The organism is Prevotella melaninogenica (assembly GCF_003609775.1).
Taxonomy (GTDB): Bacteria; Bacteroidota; Bacteroidia; order Bacteroidales; family Bacteroidaceae; genus Prevotella; species Prevotella melaninogenica_A.
In genome coordinates this window covers 812,539-834,599 of record NZ_AP018050.1, presented here as the reverse complement: position 1 = coordinate 834,599, position 22,061 = coordinate 812,539, and the positions used below count along the sequence as shown (strand labels likewise).

At 41.2% G+C, this 22,061-nt stretch carries 15 protein-coding genes and 1 pseudogene; 10 read left to right on the top strand and 6 right to left on the bottom strand.

Annotated elements, in window-relative coordinates; genetic code table 11:
- Nucleotides 1-1,079: 1,079 nt before the first annotated feature.
- The 8 genes and pseudogenes from tssD to PMEL_RS10015 all read left to right on the top strand — a co-directional run bounded on the left by tssD (nucleotide 1,080) and on the right by PMEL_RS10015 (nucleotide 9,150).
- Nucleotides 1,080-1,478 (top strand): type VI secretion system tube protein TssD, encoded by a 399-nt coding sequence (tssD, locus tag PMEL_RS10050; protein WP_120173669.1) that lies wholly within the window; start codon nucleotides 1,080-1,082, stop codon nucleotides 1,476-1,478.
- Between the two features lie 171 nt (nucleotides 1,479-1,649).
- Nucleotides 1,650-3,725, top strand: coding sequence for a type VI secretion system Vgr family protein (locus PMEL_RS10045; protein WP_231999421.1), 2,076 nt, complete (start codon nucleotides 1,650-1,652; stop codon nucleotides 3,723-3,725).
- Nucleotides 3,726-3,754: 29 nt separating this feature from the next.
- Nucleotides 3,755-4,930 carry a hypothetical protein gene (locus PMEL_RS10040; protein WP_120175132.1) on the top strand — a complete coding sequence of 392 codons (1,176 nt, stop codon included), beginning with the start codon at nucleotides 3,755-3,757 and terminating at the stop codon, nucleotides 4,928-4,930.
- A gap of 2 nt (nucleotides 4,931-4,932) precedes the next feature.
- Nucleotides 4,933-5,661 carry a hypothetical protein gene (locus tag PMEL_RS10035; RefSeq protein WP_231999420.1) on the top strand — a complete coding sequence of 243 codons (729 nt, stop codon included), beginning with the start codon at nucleotides 4,933-4,935 and terminating at the stop codon, nucleotides 5,659-5,661.
- A gap of 15 nt (nucleotides 5,662-5,676) precedes the next feature.
- Nucleotides 5,677-6,021: a DUF4280 domain-containing protein gene (locus PMEL_RS10030; RefSeq protein WP_120175131.1), complete on the top strand. Its 345-nt coding sequence runs from the start codon at nucleotides 5,677-5,679 to the stop codon at nucleotides 6,019-6,021.
- Nucleotides 6,022-6,078: 57 nt separating this feature from the next.
- Nucleotides 6,079-6,576 (top strand): annotated as a pseudogene (locus tag PMEL_RS12565) (phage baseplate assembly protein V); the annotation flags it as partial.
- Between the two features lie 1,520 nt (nucleotides 6,577-8,096).
- Nucleotides 8,097-8,777: a hypothetical protein gene (locus PMEL_RS10020; RefSeq protein ID WP_120175537.1), complete on the top strand. Its 681-nt coding sequence runs from the start codon at nucleotides 8,097-8,099 to the stop codon at nucleotides 8,775-8,777.
- A gap of 28 nt (nucleotides 8,778-8,805) precedes the next feature.
- On the top strand, nucleotides 8,806-9,150 hold the full coding sequence (locus PMEL_RS10015) for a DUF4280 domain-containing protein (protein ID WP_120175130.1): 345 nt from the start codon (nucleotides 8,806-8,808) through the stop codon (nucleotides 9,148-9,150).
- Between the two features lie 139 nt (nucleotides 9,151-9,289).
- Here PMEL_RS10015 and nqrF read toward each other — a convergent pair whose 3' ends face one another.
- The 6 genes from nqrF to PMEL_RS09985 form a co-directional block, all read right to left on the bottom strand.
- The gene (nqrF, locus tag PMEL_RS10010; RefSeq protein ID WP_120175129.1) at nucleotides 9,290-10,558 is read right to left on the bottom strand and encodes an NADH:ubiquinone reductase (Na(+)-transporting) subunit F; all 1,269 of its coding nucleotides are present in this window, start codon (nucleotides 10,556-10,558) and stop codon (nucleotides 9,290-9,292) included.
- 7 nt (nucleotides 10,559-10,565) lie between these two features.
- Entirely contained in the window at nucleotides 10,566-11,192 is a 627-nt protein-coding gene (gene nqrE, locus PMEL_RS10005; RefSeq protein WP_120175128.1) for an NADH:ubiquinone reductase (Na(+)-transporting) subunit E, read from the bottom strand.
- Between the two features lie 2 nt (nucleotides 11,193-11,194).
- Nucleotides 11,195-11,824, bottom strand: a complete 630-nt coding sequence (locus PMEL_RS10000) for an NADH:ubiquinone reductase (Na(+)-transporting) subunit D (protein ID WP_120175127.1) — start codon at nucleotides 11,822-11,824, stop codon at nucleotides 11,195-11,197.
- A 28-nt stretch (nucleotides 11,825-11,852) separates the two neighbouring features.
- Nucleotides 11,853-12,566 (bottom strand): NADH:ubiquinone reductase (Na(+)-transporting) subunit C, encoded by a 714-nt coding sequence (nqrC, locus tag PMEL_RS09995; RefSeq protein WP_120175126.1) that lies wholly within the window; start codon nucleotides 12,564-12,566, stop codon nucleotides 11,853-11,855.
- Nucleotides 12,567-12,583: 17 nt separating this feature from the next.
- Entirely contained in the window at nucleotides 12,584-13,735 is a 1,152-nt protein-coding gene (locus PMEL_RS09990) for an NADH:ubiquinone reductase (Na(+)-transporting) subunit B (protein ID WP_120175125.1), read from the bottom strand.
- Nucleotides 13,736-13,862: 127 nt separating this feature from the next.
- Entirely contained in the window at nucleotides 13,863-15,212 is a 1,350-nt protein-coding gene (locus tag PMEL_RS09985; protein WP_120175124.1) for a Na(+)-translocating NADH-quinone reductase subunit A, read from the bottom strand.
- Nucleotides 15,213-15,546: 334 nt separating this feature from the next.
- Here PMEL_RS09985 and PMEL_RS09975 point away from each other — a divergent pair, with 334 nt between their 5' ends.
- Both PMEL_RS09975 and rpsA read left to right on the top strand, forming a co-directional pair.
- The gene (locus PMEL_RS09975; RefSeq protein ID WP_120175122.1) at nucleotides 15,547-20,019 is read left to right on the top strand and encodes a translocation/assembly module TamB domain-containing protein; all 4,473 of its coding nucleotides are present in this window, start codon (nucleotides 15,547-15,549) and stop codon (nucleotides 20,017-20,019) included.
- 108 nt (nucleotides 20,020-20,127) lie between these two features.
- Nucleotides 20,128-21,912, top strand: a complete 1,785-nt coding sequence (rpsA, locus tag PMEL_RS09970; protein WP_120175121.1) for a 30S ribosomal protein S1 — start codon at nucleotides 20,128-20,130, stop codon at nucleotides 21,910-21,912.
- Nucleotides 21,913-22,061: the final 149 nt, after the last annotated feature.

Genomic DNA, 22,061 nt, shown 5'->3' with positions numbered 1-22,061 from the left:
TTTCTAAGTTATTTGATATCAGCGAATTACTGAATTGCTTTTCAAAAGGTGCTTAATTAGCCTTCAAAAGGGCGTTAGTAAGGGGCTTAAAGGGCATCTTTTGCAAGCCAAAAGGGCGTCTTTTCGAAGCCAAAAGAGCATCAACGAATTTTCAACTAACGAATTTTCTTTACAGAACCTAAACACTAAACAAGAATAACACATAGAAACAATAGGGACTTATTACAGTTTTGCTACTATTATCGGGCTATATAAATAAAAATAATTATCTTTGCCCTGAAAGAAAATTCAGCTTTGCTAAAAAGAACATTCGGTTTTGATAAATACGAAGGTAAGATTTTCTGGTTAATGGTAAATACATAGCTACAGAATATAAAGAAGTCTTATGTAAAAGTTCTCCAGAAATAAAAGGTTTAAAATTGGAAGGAGGAGGTTCACAATTTATAACCAATAGCCAAATAAAAGTCAACCGACTCATTCATTTGGGAACTGGAAAAATAATTCAATTTAGTCACTGATATTTATGAAAAAAAATAAAATCAAAAAGGAGTTTCTACACAAACTGGAGTTTTTCTATAGAAATTTGGGTAGCATTTGGTCTGTAGAAGACTTTACAAACGATAGAAATGTTCAGAGTCTCTTAAAAGATTATTTATTGGTTCTTGAAGAAAAGGGTATCGTAAAAATTATCGAAGACAACAAATTTAAAATAACGAATTTGCCATCGAGTATAATGTCTTGTCAGTCTAATAGCGAAACTAAAGAATGATAAACTTGAAAACTGGAGAAGTCATAAACTTTAAATAACACATGAGTTATGTGATTTAGCTTTTAAATGTTAAACTTATGTTATTTTACATCTTTAATTTGCTTTTATAGAATTATATTTTTACTTTTGACACAGTAAAACAACAGATTGCAAATCTTCCTCTTCTTTCCAAGAGCAAGACTGTTTAACAGCCGTACAGAGGGGACTTCAAGAAGTTGTTGAGGTTTTCTCTTTTTTGTTTTCTGGTTAAGGAGATGATAAGGGTGCCTCAGTTATCATTTTTTTTCTAACAACTTAAAACTTTTCAATTATGAGTTCATTTAGAGCAACTTTGGAATTAGGTGGTAAGGAGTATGATGTACTCTTTTCTAACTACGAGTTCAGCCGTACAACTGACAAGAAGGGTCAGCCTGCATCAAGCATCTCTGGCGGTCGCATCAGCGTAACTATCGAGTCTACTGATGACACTTCTACCATCGAGGCTATGCTTAACAGCCAGTTCAAGCCTGTCGAGGGTAAGATTATCTACAAGAAGAGCGAAGAGGATGCTAAGATGAAGGAGATTTCTTTCAAGAATGCATACATCGTTCACTACAAGGAGACACTCGACGTTAACAACGAGGCTCCTATGACCATCGCTATGACTTTCTCTGCTGAGAATATCACAGTGGGTAATGCAGAGCTCGACAACCGTTGGCCTCGCACATAAGCTTAGGAAACATAAGGACTATGCAGGGCAAACTATGCTTAGCATAGTCCTTTCTGTTTTTACTTAAAGGGAGGAACTTAACAATCCCACATACTATGATTGCATTCCTTTAAGATTCTAAATGTAATGACGCATAAGCCAATTAGCTTTTAAACTTCAAAATTAACAACCATGTCAATTCCTTTCAACCCCATTACTATCAGCGTAGGAAAGAAGTCTCTTTCTTCTTTTATTTCTCTACAAATCGAACAAAATATAGGTAAACATCACCGATTCCAAATGTCGGTTGAACTTGAATCTGGTGGCAATAGATATGTGCACAACATCAGCGAGAACAGTAAAAAGTGGCTGGGTGAAAGCATCGTGGTGAAAGCTGCTGGAACACCGATTTTCGTGGGTGTGGTGACAAACATACAGTTACACAGAGAGGGAAGTGACTTTGGGTGTATCATCGTTTCTGGTTATTCTGCTACTTACAGAATGGAGACTGCACATAGCTGCTTTTCATGGAATGACACAACCATTGGGGATGTGGTTAAGAAGCTATGCGAACAAGCTAAGGTGCAATTAGAGTTAAATCCAGAATTCAAAGAGAACAAGGACTATATCTGTCAATATGAAGAGTCCGACTTCGACTTTGTCCGTCGTCTTGCTCATCAGTATCAAGAGTGGATGTATTACGATGGAACTAAACTAATCTTCGGAAAACCAAAGAAATTGGCTGATCCAATTAGGTTGGAATACGGAACGACGCTATCGTCACTTGATATTGGTTTGCAGACTCTCGCACGTTCAGAGCAGGTGTTCTCTTACCACTCTGGTTCGGACCGTGAGATGGAGAGAATGACACCAGACCAAGCTATTGGACATGATAAACTATCGGGCGATGCCTTTCGTGCATCACTCGGGTTATTCTCCAAGCCAGCAAGACAGCGTGCATTGCCACGTATAAGCGATGAGTCAGAACTCATTGGATACATGGGTCGTAAGCAGGCGGCTGAGACGGCTGAGACACATTATATCACAGCAGAGAGTCAGGTGCCAACCCTACGTGTAGGTTCTGTTGTAAGTCTTTACAGCTCATTCTTAGAGCGTATAGGAAACATATCAAAAGAGAGTTTGGGTAACTTTATCATTATCGAGATAACCCATGAGGTAAGTCAAGGCAGCTACTACAAGAACCGCTTCAAGGCTATCCCTGCAACAATAAAAGCACTGCCAAGTCCAAAGGTGCGTATGCCATTGGCAGAGACACAGATGGCAACCGTGCTTAGCAATGCTGACCCACAGGGCAAGGGTCGTGTTCGTGTACGTATGAACTGGCAGACAGATGGTATGCAGACAGGTTGGGTGCGTGTGATGACACCTGATGGCGGTAGCAGTGACGACGTAAAGAGCAACCGTGGTTTTGTATTCATCCCAGAGGTAGGCGACCAAGTCCTCCTCGGCTTCCGCCATGGTGACCCAGCAAGACCATACGTTATGGGTAGTCTGTTTAATGGAACTACAGGTGGTGGCGGTGGTAATAGTAATGCTATAAAGAGTATAACCACGAGAAGTGGTATCCAGATTAAACTTGATGATAATGGTAAGTCGTTGCACATTCAGGATGCCAGTGGCAATGTCGTTGATATGGATGGTAAAGGTAGCATGGTGGTCAATGCTCCAAATAACATACAACTAAATGCAACAAACATTGATATTACCGCAAGTAATAATATCAATATGAGTTCTGGTGGCAACCTTATAACTAATGTTGGTGCTAATTGGTTGATAAATGTTGGAAAGATCATTAATAGCATGGCAAGTTATATGCGTAGTACTGTGGCTTTCTCACAAAAAATGTTTAGTGGAACTTCATTGTGGAGTTCCAGACAAGATATGAAGCTTCAGTCTGAAGATATAACTGCCATCGGCAAAAAGAAGATGTTTCTGCATTCAGAAAAAGAATTTCTTGCAAATAGCCGTGGGACGCTTGAGATGAAAAGTGATGGAGCTTTGTCATTATTACCTAAGGCTGATAAAGCAAAAACAGAAGATCATGCTTCGATTACAATGGCTATGGTTGAGTTCCGAACAACTGAAGAGTATGATGGCAGTTTTGGATTCGACTGGCTGAGAGTCGATGACAATGGCTTGGAGAAAAAGGGACACTATTTAAATGAAGAACCTTATGATAAAATAATAGAAGGTGGCTATAATGATGGTAAAACTGATTTAACAAAGAATGAAGCATACAAAAACTAAAGAAAGAATATGAAACAATCGTTGTTAATATGCCCGATATAGCTAAAAATAAGAAACGAGCAAAAGAATATTTTGTTCCTTATCTAACACTTTATCCCAAGCCTTACGTTGATTCACTCAAAGATGTAGAAGAGTATGCAAAGCCTAAATACGAGGCAAAGTTACGTGTGTTAGTTGATATTGCAGTAGATGAGCTTGACAGTTTGGAATTTAAGTATAATAAAGATATCTTTGATTTGGATAATACAAAGTTGTCCAATAAGAATAAAACTCCAGAAGGAAAGGTTCAATCCAGTAACAAGACGGTTAAGATTACTTGTAAAAAAGAAATAATCAAAGCCTGTGAAGGAGAAATATTTGTTTATGCCTATCCGAAAGAAGCAGCAGGAAAAACAGAAGCTGAACGTGAATCTATGAGAACACTGGCAGGAAAAATTAAGGTATTGCCAAACGGAAAGGAAGAAAGAAAAAGACAAAATATTGTTTTAGTACAAGTAAAGACACAACCTTTATCAACAGATATAATTCCAAGAGTAGGAAACTTTGATGAAAATGAGATAATCTTATTACATAAAATTATGCATCAATCACTTATAGAATGTGATATTCTACGTGTGAAAAAGGGACCAGATGGAAAAGATATTATTAATCCTAATAGTGGTAGAAAAATGAATATAGAATTAGATTTAACTTCTGATAGTAACTTTAAAGTTGAAACTATCCGAAAGAAAGGTAGATATATATCAGAAGATGGAAACTTTTTGTTGAAATATGACCCTTATGGAAGTGAGAATTTAGTTAAGTATTTACGGCGTAAATTCTTAAAAGTTTCTGATAACCATGCTTATCAAGATTGTTTCACAGTCTTTGCTGTAGACCATTATTGTGGAACAGAACAAAGTAGAACTTTAGGCTATACGGATGCTGTTTGGAAATTAGAAAATAACAAATATATCTTTTTAAGTTTTCTCAAGAATATTATACTTTTTAAGAATAGAAATGAAAATGATTATGCTACATTTCCGCATGAAGCACTACATGGTTTGGGGCTTTCTCATACGCACAAAAATGGTAGTCCAATATCAGAAAAGAGTAGAAAGTACATTTATGTGAAATATAAAACGGACAACGTAATGAGTTATAATACTAAAAATATGATTTCAACATGGAAATGGCAATGGGAACTTGTAAAAGGAAATATTTAATAATGAGTAAATTATCAGTAAGTTTATTGTTATTGTTATTTACGATAACTTGTGCTGGACAACATAATTTAGAGAAGAATCACAAAATTGATAAGAAAATGTTAAGATATAAAAGATTTGATATTGAAGAATATAAGAGATTAGTAAGCAATAATCCGACTGCATATCATATATACAAAGAAGGGCAATCAGGTGAGCTTATAGAGTTAAATGATGAATATGTAAATAACTCATTTTCGGGTTTTCGAGAATCTCATACATATAGAGACTCTCCATACGAGTATATATATATATATAACACAGAAGGGTATATAACTGCGTATTGTGCATATTTTCACAAAATGCCTATTGGGAAAGGCTATCAATTTGATGGTCATGGAAATGAAATAAAATGTATAGATTATGATTTGCTCTATAAGTTTAATATAGATGCATTAAAAAAGAAGATGTTACAACAGTATGGCATTAATCTCATGGATATGAAACAAGTGTTTAGTATGAGACGTTATGAAGAACAAAAGTATATAAAAAGACCCATTTATATAATCTCTGCTCGTCGGAAAGATAATAGAAATGACATTTATCTTATTAATGGGATTACAGGAGAAACATTATATATCCAGAAGAATGTTGAAATAAGTCGGGATGAAGATTCTCCTGCTAATAAGAAAAGTATAGAGGAAATGTATCACGATTTCAAGAAATCCTCATCAATGTCAACACACCAATAATAGACTCTATAAACAATGCTAAAAGTAGTAACTGACGGAGCTTTGATGTCATGCACATTAGGTAATACAAAGAGTGTTTTAATAGTTGACAGTCAATCTTTTGCAAACATATCCAACAAGTTTATAGGAACAGAAGAAGACAACCAAGGACTCAAGAATATTCCATCATTTGGAGTTTGCAAATGCAGTTCTCCCTATCCTCCTTGTATTCCCCAGCCACAAGGGTGGCAACAAACAACACGGCTGGATAACATCAATGGGATGAAAAAGCTGACGGAGCAGTCATTCTGTATGTGTGCTAAAGGCGGAAGAATATCTTTTGTTGATACAGGAAGTAATACGTTTGTAGAGAGTGAGTAAAAATACTCACTTTCAACCTTTATGATGCATTGTAATTATCTTTATACCAATAGACATCGTATGCCATTAGCAGAGACACAGATGGCAACTGTGCTCAGTAATGCTGACCCACAGGACAAGGGCCGTGTGCGTGTACGTATGAACTGGCAAACGAATGGTATGCAGACCGGTTGGGTGCGTGTGATGACACCAGATGGCGGTAGCAGTGACGATGTAAAGAGCAACCGTGGTTTTGTATTCATCCCAGAAGTGGGCGACCAAGTCCTCCTCGGTTTCCGCCATGGAGACCCAGCAAGACCATACATCTTAGGCAGTTTGTTTAATGGGGTTACTGGTAGCGGTGGAGGTTCAAATAATAGTATTAAAAGTCTTAAGACACGTAGTGGTATTTCCGTTATCCTAAATGATGATAATAAGTCTCTTGAGATAAAAGATGCAGGCGGTAGTTCCATTCATTTGGATGGAAATGGAAACATCTTGCTTAATGCCCCTAAGAACATACAGCTCCATGCTGGTAATGATATGTCCTTAATGGTAGGTCAAGACCTACAAGTTAATGTTGGAAACTCACAAACAACGAACATTGGTAACATGTTGCTGACCAATGTAATGCAGAAGATATTGGTAAACACACCGTTCATGCAGCAGCTTGTTGCAGACTTCTTCCACACACAGGCAGGAAAGGCATTGCTCAACTCGCAGAATCAAATAAAGATTGAGGCTCCAGAAACGAATGTTGTTGGCGAGCAAAGATTATTTATACATAGTGCAGAGAAAGCCATTGTTAACTCGCAGGGTATAATAGAGATGAGGGGTGAGCAGGGGGCGAACGAGTTTAATCAGGCGTTCTCTTATCAGAAAGTTGTAGAGGAAAAAGCCAAACGATGTGTTGTGTATTTCAAGCGTTCCGAAAACTATAATGGCGAGTACGGCTTTGACTGGTTCCATCTGGGAAAGCAAGAGGATATGCCGAAAGGAGACTATAAGTTTGTCGATACCATAGGACACCACTATGAAACAGACAAAAACGGAAATAAAGTCACATGCACAGATGGCAATGCTGCATACAAGTCTCCTTTTGAGATGTTACCTACGCAGGTCGACAAAAAGAGGAACAGTTTCGAGTATTTCAATATAGGCTTCAAGTTAGCAAAGGCAAGAATCGGAGTGTCACCCCTCGAGGATTTCACCTACTATATTCCTCGTATGACAATGATGCCTGACACGGAAGTCAATCTCGTTGCCGAGATTGAACTTGACGGGGAGGAAAACAAGCCAAAGAATATCAAACTCCAGTTTGACAAGGCGGATGGTCTGAAACTAAGCCATACGAATCTCTCCGTACGTACAGGAATGGTTACCCTCACAATATCTTGTACAGGTGAGTTGAAAGAAAAGCGAACGCTCACTGCAGTTACTGACGATGGAGATACTGTAGGAACGTTGTTTATTCTGCCTAATAGCAAGAAACACCAAAGAAATATAAATGTAGTATTTGTAAAGGTGAAAACAAAGTTGGACGGACAAAAAGAAAAAACAGGCACAGTAATTCCTGAATCCATAACTTTGTTCCTCAATGTCCTACATCAAGCCCTTGTAAATGTAGATATTAAAGAGGTAGAAATTGAATGTACGGAGAAGGTATTCGCCGAAAATTTTAGATATTTAAAAGGTATAGAATATGGTATAGATGAAAGTAAGGATCAGTTGCTTCAAGAATATCTAATGAAAAAAATGGTAGCTGCTTTCAAAACAACTTATAAAGGTTACTATACTGTATTCTTTTTTGGTGATAAGTGCTTTACTGATGGGGGACGTTTAAATGGATATGCCTACTCAAACTCCAAGTATGGGGTGTTCTTCGATGGGTATAACTCTGCCACGGTACCCCACGAGATGCTGCATGCAATGGGGTTGCCCCATTCGTTCGACTATCAAGGAGTTCCATTTGCCTACAAATATCACACAACAGATAATATTATGGATTACAGTCACCATTTACCCAATCCAATTGAGCGTACAAGCTTGTTTTACTGGCAATGGGGAATATTAAACAAAAAAATCGAATAAAAGATATGAAACATCTCATTCTAATATTAACAACTGCGCTGTGTTGTACTTGCTGCAATGCACAAAAAGACAAGGAGGCAACAACAATGAAGACAACTGAAAGATTCGATGTACAATATTATAAAAATATAATCAAAGAGCAAAATACCTATGAGAATGCCACATCTGCTCAATATGTTGAGAGGAATGGTACTGAGATCTATGTGTCATTTAACGAGGATGGATATGTCTTACAAGAAATTAAGCCATTTACTTATGAGATGATAGTCAAGAACTATTATAAAAATTGTATTCTCAAATCCAAAGGGAAATTGCTTTGTCATTCAAGTGTCAAAATTGGCATTTGGTGCGAGTATGACAATCAGGGCAACCTTATAAAAGAAACCGATGAGGACAAGAAATTTGAGAAGCTGCGCCTGAAACCTATAAATATCCTGCGCTGGCTTGAGCATGAGGGCTATATAGACAGGAAAACTGGAAAGGGTCAGGAGAAGTTCGTGAAAAAGGGAGACGAGCCTGGCATTAGCATAAGCTTCGGCAAAATAAGTGATGCCAACGCTATATTTGAAAAAGGCTCTGTACTTTGGACGATTACTATAACGAATGGAGGCGGTGATTTAACTTATACATGGAATGCCAAGAATGGAGAACTACTCAGCAAAGAGATATTGCAAGCCATAGAATAAAAGGGTTGAATAAACTAAAAAGGAATTTATGTCTAAAATTATAACTCACGGAGCAACTCTGCATTGTACTCTTGGTGTAAAGAATTCCAAGCTAACAGTGACGAGTCAAACATTCCGTAGGATAGCTGATGCTCTTGTTGGTACAGAAGCTGATAAAGAAGGGATGGTGAATATTCCAAGTTTCAGTATTTGCAAATGTTGTTCCCCGAATCCTCCTTGTATTCCCCAACCACAAGGGTGGCAACAAACAACACTGAAAGACAGCATCAATGGGAAGAAAAAACTGACGGAACAATCATTCTGCATGTGTGCTAAAGGAGGAAGGATATCATTCGTAGACACAGGAAGTAATACTTTTGTAGAAAGTGAATAACACGTTCATAAGATATTGTTTGCCTGTATGCAGACTCTTTCACTTTCCAAAAGTCCTTTTTACTTTCCCCATTTACACAATACTAAAAAAAGCGAGGAGCCAGATGAGGTTCCTCGCTTTATGTAAGTAGGATATTGAATTATCCAAAGTTATCGTACATGATTGCATCCTGATCAACACCGATGCTATCAAGATAATCAGTAACGGTCTTGATGAGCATTGGAGGTCCACAGAGATAATACTCACAATCTTCTGGTGCCTCATGATTCTTAAGATACTCATCACGAATACAGTTAACAGCAAAACCAGTGTAGTACTTCACGCCAGCCTCATCAGCCTTTGGATCCTGTTGGTCGAGAGAGAGGTGGAAGTGGAAGTTAGGATATTCCTTCTCCAATGCCCAGAAGTCCTCAAGGAAGAACGCCTCATTGAGTGAACGCGCACCATAGAAGAAATGCATCTCACGATCGCGAGTATGGAGAGTCTTTGTCATGTGCATAATCTGCGCACGCAAAGGAGCCATACCAGCACCACCACCAATCCAAATCATCTCCTTACCAGAAGTGAAGTTAGGATGGAAGTCACCATAAGGTCCACTCATCATCACCTTATCACCCTCCTTAAGAGAGAAGATGTAAGTAGAGCCAATACCAGTTGGTACGTTCTGGAAACCAACCTGTGGACGTGGCAAGAATGGAGGTGTTGCAATACGAACTGTCAATGTAATGATATCACCCTCAGCAGGATAGTTCGCCATAGAGTAAGCACGAACAGTAGCCTCTGGGTTCTTTCCCTTCAGAGAAAGGAGATTGAACTGCTTCCAAGGACCGAGGTAGTCCTCACCAATATCATTCTTATCGAAGTCCTTATCATAGTCGATGCAGTCGTAAGCAGGGATTGAGATCTGTGCGTAAGAACCAGGAACGAAGTCCATGTGCTCACCTGGAGGCAAGGCAACCTTGAACTCCTTGATAAAACTGGAAACGTTCTTGTTAGAGATAACAGTACACTCCCACTCCTTAACGCCCATGACAGACTCAGGAACCTTAAGTGACATATCACCCTTCACCTTACACTGACATCCGAGACGCCAATGATCTTTAACATCCTTACGGCTGAAGTGAGGACGCTCAGAATCGAGGATCTCACCGCCACCTTCTACTACCTGCAACTTGCACTGGCCGCAGCTACCCTTACCACCACAAGCAGAAGGGAGGAACACACCGTTCTCATTCAGCGTAGACAATACTGAGCTACCCTGATCAACGGTCATCTCCTTATCACCGTTAATTGTTATCTTTACCTTTCCGCTTGGACTGAGATACTTCTTAGACACAAGCAGGAGAATCACCAACACAAGGATGGTGATAAGGAATACCACAATACTTATTGTTATGAATTGTCCCATTGTTTACTTAGATTTTAAGACCTGAGAAGCACATCATTGCCATTGCCATCAGTCCTACTGTAATAAATGTGATGCCAAGACCCTGCAAAGGCTTTGGTACATCAGAATATTCCATCTTCTCACGAATAGCACCCATTGCCACGATAGCCAATGTCCAGCCAAGACCAGAACCTATACCATAGACAAGTGCGTCCCATACAGTACCAATATACTGTGTGCTTGCTGGGTCAAGACCGATACGCTGCTGCATAAAGAGTGAAGCACCCATGATAGCACAGTTAACGGCAATCAGTGGAAGGAAGATACCCAACGCACCATAAAGTGAAGGTGAGAACTTCTCTACTGCCATCTCCACAATCTGTACGATACCAGCAATGACAGCGATAAAGAGAATGAAACTAAGATAAGTAAGGTCAACACCTTCTGCAAGACAGTCTGGTCCAAGAACCTTAGTCAGCAAAAGATAGTTGATTGGTGTAGTAACGAGCAACACGAATGTTACGGCAATACCAAGACCCAATGAAGTCTTCACGCTCTTAGATACCGCAAGGTATGAACACATACCGAGGAAGAACGCAAATATCATATTGTCCACAAAGATGGACCGGAAGAATAAACTAATAAGATGTTCCATAATTACTTCTTGTCTTCTTTATAGAAATATGCACGATGAACCCAAATAACACAACCTAAAAGGATGAGTGCCATTGCTGGCATTGACATCATTCCGTTGTCCATATAACCTGCATCATAGAGGCTTTGTGGGAGAATCTTGAAACCGAGCAATGAGCCACGACCGAAGAACTCACGAATAGCACCTACAACAACGAGAATCAAAGCATAGCCCAGTCCGTTACCAACACCATCGAGGAAACTTGGCCAAGGCTTATTGGTCATAGCGAATGCCTCAAGACGTCCCATAAGGATACAGTTGGTAATAATCAGTCCGACATAGACAGAAAGTTCAACACTTACATCGTATGCTACAGCCTTAAGAACCTGACTAACAATAGTTACCAGAGCTGCAACAACCACCAACTGCACGATAATACGAATACGGTTAGGGATTGTGTTACGAATAAGTGAAATAATAACATTAGAGAATGCCGTAATAATGGTAACGGCAAGTCCCATAACAATCGCCGGCTTCAACTGTGAAGTTACGGCAAGGGCAGAACAGATACCGAGGACCTGAACCAAAATTGGGTTGTCCAAGTTCAGCGGATTACTGAATACCTCTCTATTTTGTTTTGAGAATAAATCCATATTCTTATTGTTCTAAAAGATTAGAATGTTATTTGCTGTTCAGGAATTTAACGTAAGGTTGAAGTCCGCCTTTCTCTGCCTGGAACATCTCAGTTACACCATTACTGGTAAGTGTTGCACCAGTAACACCATCCACCTGTGTAGATGGGTCTTCAACCTTCTTCTCTACAGCAAGTGCAATCTTCTGAGTATTGTCACCAGCAAAGAGGTGCTTACCCTTGAATAAATCCTGCCAAGCCTTATTGTCCTTGATTTCTGCACCGAGACCAGCAGTCTCACTCTCATGGTTGAAGTAAGCACCGAACACAGTTCGCTTATCACCATTGATAGCAATGAAACCATTAATAGGACCCCAAAGACCGTTACCATAAACAGGGATAACATACTTATCCTCACCGTTCACCTTGCAACGGAACAATGCAAGTTTGCCTTCCTTGGCATCCTTACTATTCAACTTAAAGCCAGCATCAACGCCACCCTGCTTTCCAGCCTCAACGACCTGACCGTCTACATTGATAATATCATCTGCAACGATAATCTGCTTCCAAAGCTTAACAGCCTCCTCATTGCTCATATCACGATCCTGATTGAGTGCAAAGAGAATCTGCTTCTGCTGATCAAGCTGTACATTAGCATCCTGCATTGGCTTCAATGCTTGGAAAACGAATGCAAGCAAAAAGGCTACAATCAGCACGAGGATGCCAGAATAGATAATTGTATAAGAATTACTATTTGTTTTCATTTCTTCGTCCTCCTTATTTATTTAGCACGCTTAGCGCGCTTGCTGATGTTTGACTGAACTACACAGTAGTCGATAAGTGGGGCGAACATATTACCAAAGAGGATGGCAAGCATCATACCCTCTGGATAACCTGGGTTCAACACACGGATGATGATAGCCATCGCTCCGATGAAGAATCCATATACCCACTTACCTCTTTCTGTACGTGCTGATGTTACTGGATCGGTTGCCATAAAGACTGCACCAAAGCAGAAACCACCCAAAATAAGGTGCTCATACCACTGAATTGGTGTTGCACCAGTTGACTGGAAGAGAAGTCCCATCACGGTACCACCAAGGAATACGCTCAACATTGTCTTCCAGCTGGCGATGTTTGTCCAAAGAAGGATAACCGCACCAATGGCGATAGCGATTACTGATGTTTCACCAACAGAACCTGGGATAAGACCAATAATCATATCACATACAGAAGTGTTCACAGCTGTTCCCTGCGCAATCTCACCCAATGGGGTTGCCATTGTGAAACCGTCTGGCAAGGTATAGCCGAAACCGAAAATAGAATTCTGTGCCACCCAGATGCTATCACCTGTCATCTTGCTCGGATAAGAGAAGAAGAGGAAGGCACGTGCAGCCAAGGCAACGTTGAAGATATTCATACCAGTACCACCGAAGATCTCCTTCGTAAAGATGACCGCAAAGGCAACAGCAAGCGCGAGTATCCAAAGTGGTGTAGTCACAGGAATAATCAACGGAATCAGAATACCTGACACAAGGTAACCTTCCTGAATCTCCTCACCCTTCCACTGTGCCCAAGCAAACTCAATACCCAGACCGACAATGTAAGACACAAGGATATTTGGCAATAGGGCAAGCATACCATAGAGGAACATTCCCCAGCAGGTAGCATCAGCCAACTTACCAGCTGCCAATGCGTTCTGATAACCGATATTGTACATACCGAAGAGCATAGCAGGTACCACTGAGAGTACTACTAAACTCATAATTCGCTTCGAGTCAATAGCGTCATGGATAGAAGTTCCGCTCTTTGATGTCTCGTTAGGAACATAAAGGAACGTCTCGAAACCATCGTAGACACTCTTGAAAGCGTGAAGCTTTCCGCCCTTTTCAAAGCTCGGGCGTATCTTATCGAGATAATTTCTTAAACTCATATTACTTTTATTATAGGGTTCTTAAAGTCCAAAGTTTCTGTTTCTTGAATCATTACCATAGATTGATAAAACCCTGAGAAACTTAATCTGAAACTATAGTTAAAGTTATTGTGGGCTCATAAGACCCCTATGCATTCTCTTTTCTAAGGATATCCAAGCCCTCACGCACAATCTTCTGCAAAGGTAACTTGGAACTGTCAACGAACTCAGCGAGTGCAAAGTCTTCTGGACTTACCTCATAAATACCCAACTGCTCTTGGCTGTCAATATTACCAGAGATAATTGACTTGATGAGGTACTCACTATAGATATCCATTGGTAACACTCTGTCGTACTCGCCACTCATAATCATGTGACGCTCTCCACCTTTGAGACGTGCATCAAGATTGTACGCCTTCTTGCCCTGCAACCAAGTGAAGTAGCTGCGAGAAGTAGAGAAGTCATTGAAACGAGGAAGCATCCAACCGAAGATTTCGTTTACGTCATCACCCTCTGGAATCAATGTTACCTCAGAAGTATGTGCACCAAGCACAGCCTCATCGTTAGCAATAACACCAGTGAGAGGATTACCATTGAGAACACGAACATGACAACCGTCAGCAACGTTGTCTGCAAGAATCTGCTTCAATGGAGTACCTACAAGGGCATCAACATAACCAGTCTGCTTTACCATACTACCAGCAATGGCAACACGACGAGTGAGGTTTACCTTACCAGTGTTGAACAAACGACCGAAGAAGATAACTGCTGTTGGCTCAACAGTCCATACAACTTCGCCCTTATTAACTGGGTCGATGTGATTTACTTGTACACCAACATTACCAGCAGGACAAGGGCCATCGAAAACAGTTACCTCAACATCCTTTGCACCAGTCAACGCCGAAGCCGACTGCTTAGCACCAATACCCAAATAAACCTTTGCAATCTTAGCGAGAGCTGTCAAACCTGTCTGGAAGTCTTTCTCCTGACCATTCAACTCAAACTCGAAGTCACCCTGCAAAGGTTTATCACGAAGTGCAGACACGAAAATTGCCTTTGGTTCTGTGTCTGGACGTGTAGCAACAGCATAAGGTAGCTGGTTGATATAACCAAACAATCCTGCCTGCAGCAATGAAGCCTTGACATCATCAGCGGATAAGCCCGCCACGTCCTTCACGCCGAAGTCAGCATACTCCTGCTGCGCATCGGCAGCAATCTTCACACGCAACACCTTACGTCTTTCTCCGCGCTCAACAGCTGTGACTGTACCACTCACCGGAGAAGCGAAGCTAACTTCAGTGCACCCCTTGTCAACAAACAATGGGTCACCAGCTCGGACATGATCACCTTCACGAACGGTCACCTTAGGCGTCAATCCTGGGAAATCATCTGGAACCAAAGCGTATTCCGTAGGTGATTTCACAGGCAACATCTGCTCCTGCGCGCGTCCTGTAAGGTTAATGTCTAAGCCCTTTCGTAACTTAATTACATTTGCCATAACAATGATAAAGCGATTTTTATATTATTTCATTCTAATCTCTTCCGTCCTGAATAAGCAGTACAAAACATAAAGTAAACCATCCTTTGCTGTGCTGAACGTAGCTTATTTTCTGCAAAAATAATGCAAGCGAGAGCAAAGAAAGGTTACTTTCTATTTGCCAAGCGTAGCTTATTTTCTGCAAAAATAATGCAAGCGAGAGCAAAGAAAGGTTACTTACTATTTGCCAAGCATAGCTTATTTTCTGCAAATGTAGCAAATTTTAAGCAGATTTGGCACATTTAGATATAATAATTTCAGTATAAAATGGTTTTTTTGTAGTTTTGTAGACGCATTGAAGAAACTTAGGACATTTATACGATGGGTTATATGGACCATAGTAGGTCTTTACATAACCACAATCGTACTGCTGCACATACCAGTAGTACAGGGATTTCTTGCTCAAAAAGTAGGCGACATAGCAGGTAACAAATTAGGTACAGAAGTGCGCGTAGGACGCATTGACTTAGGCTTTATCAACCGCTTTGTATTAGACGACATTCTCATCTATGACCAAAGTCACAAGAAGATGTTATCGGCATCACGTGTTGGAGCAAGGGTCGACATCTGGCACCTCCTACGTACAGGAGAAATCAATATCTCCTCTGCACAGATATTTGGTTTACGAGCAGAACTGTACAAAACAAGTAAGGATGCCAAACCAAATTTCCAATTTGCGTTGGACTCATTAGCATCTAAAGACACCACAAGTCACACTCCGTTGCACTTGTCTATCAATAGTCTTGTTATTCGACATGGTAGCATCAAATACGATTGTATGGATGCCCCTACCACACCTAACCGACTGAATTTAGATCATATCAACCTCCATAACATCTCGTCTTACATCATCCTTCACAAGTTGGATGATACGAGTGTATGGGCTGACCTCAGAACATTGTCTTTCAAGGAAGCAACAGGCTTAGAGGTGAAGCAGTTGGCTTTTGACTTAAAAGCCGATCAGCAGCAAGCTACATTGCGTGACTTTATCTTCGATGGTACTAACAGCAAGATAGCTTTAAAAGAGTTACTTACAACCTACAAGTTCAATAACAAGAAGTTGGATTTCAACACTTTTCGTTACACCATCAAGGACTTCAAAGCCACAGTAAAGCCTTCCGATTTCTCCCCTATCCTACCCGAATTAAAGTCACTGACAAACAGCTACACTGCTACAATTAATGCAGAGGGTACAAACCAGTCGGTATTAATAAAACAACTTAACGTTTCAGATCAAACTCTTTCAACCCAAATAAAAGCAAAAGGATGGGTGAAAAACATCCAAAAGAAGCCTATTTGGGACTTCACTTTCAGCCCACTGAAGGTTAGCAAAAACACCTTTCAATCCATCAGCAAAGTTACTCATAAGCCTCTCCCTAAACCATTGAGCAACATTGGCAATATCTACTATAATGGTACCTTTGCCCATAACGCTGGAAAATATACCGCAAAGGGACAGCTGAACACAGATGCTGGTAACGTTCAATTGGCTACTGTTATTCACGGAAAGAATATCCAAGGAACCGTCAACACTACCGATTTAAATCTTGCGAAAGTACTTGACAATAAAGACTTTGGTAAGTTAAGCACTAATATTAAGGTAGAAGGAAATACTGATTTATCTTATATTGTTGCAAAGGGTGACGTTTCTTCCTTCTATTATAAAGGTTATACCTATAAGAACATACACCTTGACGGAACTTATAAAAATGATATTTTCATAGGTAAAGCAGCGATAAACGACCCTAACGGAAAGTTGAACATTGACGGAAATGCTGCCAACGTTATGGCTTTCATACAACACAAGGGGAAACTGTCTACCGACATCTCTATCACTGCCGATGCCGTCAACTTGCAGAAACTTCAGCTAACAGAAGCTTTGGGTAATAGGACTATCTCCTTTACTTCTAAGATAAAAGGACAGGGAGCAAGTTTGAATGATGTCATAGGAAACCTTGATATCAGTAATTTTGCTATGACTGGAGAAGGTCAGAAAATCACACTTAACCAGCTAAGTATCCAAACAAACAACGGACTCTTAGGTAAGTCACTTGATGCAAAGACAGACTTTGGAGAAATACACCTCGTAGGACAATACGAATATGACCAACTCCCACAAACGATAAGACGTGTCTTAAGACATTATATACCAAGTATCTTCCAGCCTAACCCACACTATAATACAGCTACAGGAAAGGCAAACTACTCTTTCACTTTACGTCTACATGACACAAAGTTCATCAATAGTTTGCTGAAGACTGACATCGTGTCTTCACACGCCATCAGACTTGCAGGACTTGTCAATGAACGTCAGAACGAAATCGACTTGCACATCAATGCACCCGACGTGACCTATTCAGGACAGCAGATTAAGAACCTCGTACTGAATCTCAAGAGTGAGCCACAAGGTTTACAGACCCATATTTCTGCCGAACGAAAGGGAGAGAAGGGACCTCATGTAATTATCAATGCACAAGGACTTATTGCTGACAACGCCATAAGTTCTGATATTTCCTTCCGCATACCGGGCACCTCTCCTGTATTTGGAAACGTCAATAGTATTGCTTCGTTCTCACGCCGTCATGGTGACTTAGAGACTCACTTGCATCTCAACCCATCAGAAATCAACTTTGATTCCATTGCGTTGCAAGTGCAGCCTTCTGATATCTCTTATCATCGGAACAATCTCAGCATCGACCACTTTGAGCTTTCTAACCACGACCAGCATATCATTGCTAACGGTCAGACGTCTGGAAATCAAAGCGATTCTATCCTTGTAAGATTCAAGGATATCAACGTTCCATATATTCTTAACCTTGTCAACTTCCACAGTGTTAAGTTTGGAGGAACGGCTTCTGGTACCGCATCTGTCAAATCGTTCTTCCATCATCCACAGCTACAAGCGAAGCTTGAGGTACAAGACTTCCAATTTGAAGAGGGTGATATGGGTACCCTCTATGCGGAAGCAAACTACAATGATAAGGAAGGTAAGATTAATATCGATGCTTACGCTGATGCTGGAGAAGGTTCTCGCACAGATATCAACGGCTATGTAGACATAAAGAAAAGCTACATCAACCTCCCTATCTTTGCCAATAACACCCATCTCTACTTCCTCAAGAGCTTCTGTGGATCCTTTATGGACAAGATTCAAGTACAAGGAAATGGCTGGTGTAAGGTTGTCGGACCACTTAGCGCTATCAATCTTGAAGGTGACATGCAGGTGAACGGAAGCGTATATGTAAAGCCAATAGGTGTTACCTATAAAATGCGTGATGCACGTGTTCAAATCATCCCTAACGAAATTATCTTTGCTAACGACACCATCACTGACCCACAAGGACATATCGGTATCGTTACAGGTGGACTACATCATAAGAATCTTAGCCACCTTACTTACGACATCAACATCCTCGCACGAAACCTCTTAGCTTATAACTTCCCTAAGAAACAAGGTAAGGACTCGTTCTGGGGTGTAGTATATGGAACTGGTAAATGTAATATAAAAGGTGAACCGGGTTCAACAACAATGAACATAGAGATGGAACCTGAAAAGAACACCTATATAACATACGATGCTACTTCTACCAATGATGCAGGTACAAACAACTTTATCCGTTGGATTAACATACCAAAGGACAGTACTGGAGTATTGATTCCTGAAGCAGCCGACACGCTCAGTTTCGCAGCAAGACCTGCCCCTAAGAAAGTTTCAAACGCAGTGAAGTTCAGTGACATACCAAGCGACCTACACATTAACTTCCTCGTACGTACAAATCCAAATCTTACGCTTGGAGTATTGCTTGATGATGCCACTGGCGACAATATCCGACTGAATGGTTCGGGCATGATTCGTGCCACCTATTATAATAAGGGAGCCTTCCATCTCTTTGGAAACTACAACGTGGGCTACGGACAATACAACCTCACTATTCAGAATATTATCAAGAAACAATTTATCTTCCAGCCTGGCTCAACGATTGCCTTCGGTGGCGACCCCTTCAACGCCGCATTGAATCTGAAAGCCAGTTATATCATCAACTCTGTTCCTTTGGGCGACCTCGGATTGGGTAGATCCTTCACTGCCAACAACACAAAGGTAAACTGTCTGCTGAATATTGAAGGAACCCCAGGAGCACCGACCGTTTCTTTCGGTCTCGACCTCCCAACGCTCTCACCAGACGCACAACAGATGATACGCTCTATCCTCAACTCTGAGCAAGAGCTTAACCAGCAAGTACTTTACCTTTTAGCTGTTGGACGTTTCTATCCACAGAGCAACAATAACAATACGGCACGAAACAGTGAATCGCCAAGTCGTGCATCACTTGCTATGCAGAGTCTGCTCTCAGGTACGATTTCACAGCAAATAAACACCGTATTGTCCAACGTTGTGAAAGATAACAACTGGAACTTCGGTGCCAACATTGCCACAGGTAATGAAGGTTTCGACAATGCCGAATACGAAGGAATGCTCTCAGGAAGTATGCTTAACAACCGTCTGCTCTTCAACGGACAGTTTGGTTATCGAGACAATGTAGCCAAGGACAAGTCATCGTTCATAGGCGACTTCGATATCCGTTACCTCCTCTTCCCAAGCGGCAACGTAGCCTTCCGTGTCTATAACCAGACCAACGACCGCTACTTCACACGTAACTCACTGACAACGCAGGGTATAGGTCTGATTCTAAAGAAAGACTTCAACAAAGTGAGTGACATTTTCGGAAGTAGAAAGAAAAAAACAAAAAAACAGAAGCAAAAGCACTAATATACAGAATATTATTCGTAACTTTGCAACCGATTTGGGCGAACTATGCCCATATTACAGATAATATAAAGTCAAACTTTATTAATTAAATTATTTTTTAAACACTTTATGACAAATTTCAAAGACGTCCAGAATGTACAGCCTTTAGCTGACTTCAACTGGGATGAGTTCGAGAACGGCGCACACGCTGAGGCAAGTAAGAACGATCTTACTAAGGCTTATGACGAAACTCTTAACAAGATCCAGGAGCACCAGGTAGTTGAAGGTACTGTTATTTCAGTTGACAAGAAGGAAGTAGTTGTTAACATCGGCTACAAGAGCGATGGTATCATCCCTGCTTCTGAATTCCGTTACAACCCAGAGCTCAAGGCTGGTGACAAGGTAGAGGTTTATGTTGAGAACCAGGAGGACAAGCGTGGTCAGCTCGTTCTTTCTCACAAGAAGGCTCGCCTCCAGAAGAGTTGGGAGAATATCAACAAGGCACTGGAGAACGACGAGGTTATCCAGGGTTACATCAAGAGCCGCACTAAGGGTGGTATGATTGTTGACGTATTCGGTATCGAGGCATTCCTTCCTGGCAGCCAGATTGACGTTCATCCTATACGCGACTACGACGTATTCGTTGGTAAGACAATGGAGTTCAAGGTTGTTAAGATTAACCAGGAGTTCCGTAACGTAGTCGTTTCACACAAGGCACTCATCGAGGCTGAGCTCGAGGCACAGCGTAAGGAGATTATCTCTCACCTTGAGAAGGGTCAGATCCTCGAGGGTACTGTTAAGAACATCACATCTTACGGTGTATTCGTTGACCTCGGTGGTGTTGACGGACTCGTACATATCACTGACCTCTCTTGGGGCCGCGTAAGCGATCCACACGAGGTTGTTACTCTCGACCAGAAGATCAACGTTGTTATCCTCGACTTCGATGAGGAGAAGAAGCGTATCGCTCTCGGTCTCAAGCAGCTCACTCAGCACCCTTGGGATTCTTTGGATCCTAACCTCAAGGTTGGTGACCACGTTAAGGGTAAGGTAGTTGTTATGGCTGACTACGGTGCATTCGTAGAGATTCAGCCAGGCGTAGAGGGCTTGATCCACGTTTCAGAGATGAGCTGGAGCCAGCACTTGCGTTCTGCACAGGAGTTCATGAAGGTTGGTGACGAGGTTGAGGCAGTTATCCTCACACTCGACCGCGACGAACGTAAGATGTCTCTCGGTATCAAGCAGCTCAAGGAAGACCCATGGGAGGCTATTGAGGTTAAGTATCCAGTAGGCTCTAAGCACACTGCAAAGGTTCGCAACTTCACTAACTTCGGTATCTTCGTAGAGCTCGAGGAGGGTGTTGACGGTCTTATCCACATCAGCGACCTCTCTTGGACCAAGAAGGTTAAGCATCCATCTGAGTTCACTTCACAGGGTGCAGAGATTGAGGTTGTAGTTCTCGAAATCGACAAGGAGAATCGTCGCTTGAGCCTCGGTCACAAGCAGCTCGAGTCTAATCCTTGGGATGAGTACGAGGCAATCTACACTCCAGGTTCAATCCACGAGGGTAAGATTACCGAGTCTATGGACAAGGGTGCTGTTATCACGCTCAGCGAGGGTGGTGAGGGCTTCGCTACTCCAAAGCACCTTGTTAAGCAGGACGGCACACAGGCACAGCTTGGTGAGGTTCTCCCATTCATGGTAATTGAGTTCGTTAAGGACACTAAGCGTATCATCCTTTCTCACTCTCGTACATTCGAGGAGGTTAAGGAAGAGCCACGTCGCCAGCGTCCAGCAGCTCAGAGCAAGCCAAAGAATGATGCAGCTGCTATCAACAACGTTGCTGCTGGTACATCTCTCGGTGACCTCGGTGTTCTCGCTGACTTGAAGAAGAAGATGGAGGGTGGCAAGTAATTTGCGCACTAAAATCTAACATAAATAAAAAGAGTATCAAGTTTTCTTGGTACTCTTTTTTTATTCTCTTAGCTCTTTGTTGATCAGAACACCTATTCATATATAGGACTATCGTAATTGCATATCGGCTGTGCACTACAACGGAGCCT